Origin of the sequence: Staphylococcus sp. HMSC071G07 (assembly GCF_001811435.1) — a bacterium.
In the GTDB taxonomy this organism is placed as follows: domain Bacteria; phylum Bacillota; class Bacilli; order Staphylococcales; family Staphylococcaceae; genus Staphylococcus; species Staphylococcus pettenkoferi.
Genome location: NZ_KV804787.1, coordinates 1 through 1,663 on the forward strand (window position 1 = coordinate 1; position 1,663 = coordinate 1,663).

1 protein-coding gene is annotated in these 1,663 nt (G+C 53.3%); it reads right to left on the reverse strand.

Going from position 1 to position 1,663, the window contains the following annotated elements:
- Positions 1-30: 30 nt before the first annotated feature.
- Complete coding sequence (locus HMPREF2802_RS12070; RefSeq protein ID WP_256277941.1) at positions 31-1,104, reverse strand: IS30 family transposase; 1,074 nt, start codon at positions 1,102-1,104, stop codon at positions 31-33.
- Positions 1,105-1,663: the final 559 nt, after the last annotated feature.

Consider the following 1,663-nt stretch of genomic DNA (forward strand, 5'->3'; position numbering starts at 1 on the left):
GGCGGATTCTAGTGGTCGTGGAAACACTTCTTATGTTTCGGTTGAGTTTATCAGTGCGGCCATTTTCTCGGCTGGTGTTTGAAAGCCCAGGGTTTTGCGGGGGCGGCGGTTGAGTTGCATGGCGACGAATTCTAGGTCCGCTGCACTATGGACGCTTAGGTCTGTGCCTTTAGGGAAGTACTGCCTTAGTAGTCCATTGGTGTTTTCATTGGTGCCTCGCTGCCACGGCGAACCAGGATCGCAGAAGAACACGGGACAGTTTGTCGCTACAGAAAAGGCCTTATGGCAGGCCATTTCACTTCCCTGATCCCAGGTAAGTGATCCTTTGAGATGATCTGGCAAGGTAGCAATCGCTTTAGTAAGTGCTTCATTTACTTCGGTAGCACTATGCCCATTAGGTAAATGCAGCAAGATGACATAGCGCGTGGTTCGCTCTACTAGCGTGCCAATTGCAGACTTATTACCCGCGCCTAAAATGAGGTCGCCTTCCCAATGACCTGGTACTGCTCGGTCATCTACTTCTGCTGGCCGGTCGGAAATCATCACCATAGGGTCAACAAACCGCCTGCGGGCACTGCGCGTGCCACGAGGTCGACGTTGGGCGTGACCGCGACGCAGTGCAGCAGCGACTTCCTTTTTCAACTCGCCTTTAGCCTGGAAATACAAAGACTGATAAATAGTTTCAGGACACACGTACATAGTCTCATCACCGGGATAGCGACTGCGCAACCTCCCAGAAATCTGCTCCGGCGAGTACCTATCTTTCACCATCGCCCAGACCACGGTGCGCAAACGTGGATTGGCATCAATCTTGCGCTTTTTCGGTCTAAACCTACGCAACACCGATTTACGGTGCGCATGCGTGGGAAGATACACCCCAAATTCATCCCGGTTGCGTTTAAGCTCCTTGCTGATAGTGCCAGCAGAGCGCTGAAGACGCCGAGCTATCTCACGTACACCTTTGCCTTGCCGGTCAAGATCAAAGATGAGCTCGCGTTCTTCTACCGATAAGTAGCGCGAAGAGATACGCCTATCGATACGCTGTTGCGGAATAACCTGGACTGGAACTGCTTGACGACCATCAACGTACTCAATTACCTGCATAAGCCTGTTATACAGCGCCACATCCGGGCCAGCCGGGACAAAAGGCACACGCCCGGTGGAAAGCTTAATGACACCTTTGTCTATATCAGCAGCATTACGCGGATGAATGCCACAGGCTAAAGCGGCATCTTTGCGCCCTAAAGCATTCGCACGCAGTTGCAGATAACTACACCGGCCAGTTGTGGCCGCAGCTTTTCGGCCATGCGGATTGCGCTTCCACAAACCAAGCTCAATACCGATCCGGTACACCGGAGAAGAGCCTATAGAAAGCTGGCGCGCAATATCCATCGGTGCCACACCTTCCAGCCACAGGCGAGCTATTTCCTCACTGTCATCCGAGCTAGTAGTCCTGCGGCGCTTGCGCGGCAAGTCCAACTCGCCAGCAAGCCGATAAGCCACCGACCGCGCTAAACCAACCACCCCAGCAGCCGCCCGTATTGAACTACCAGCCCGAACCAACGACGCAAACCGCGCCACAACAGCAGAATCCGGAACCCATTTCGACTCCACACAATCACCTAACCCATGTCAGGTGTTTCCACGACCACTAGAAATCAAG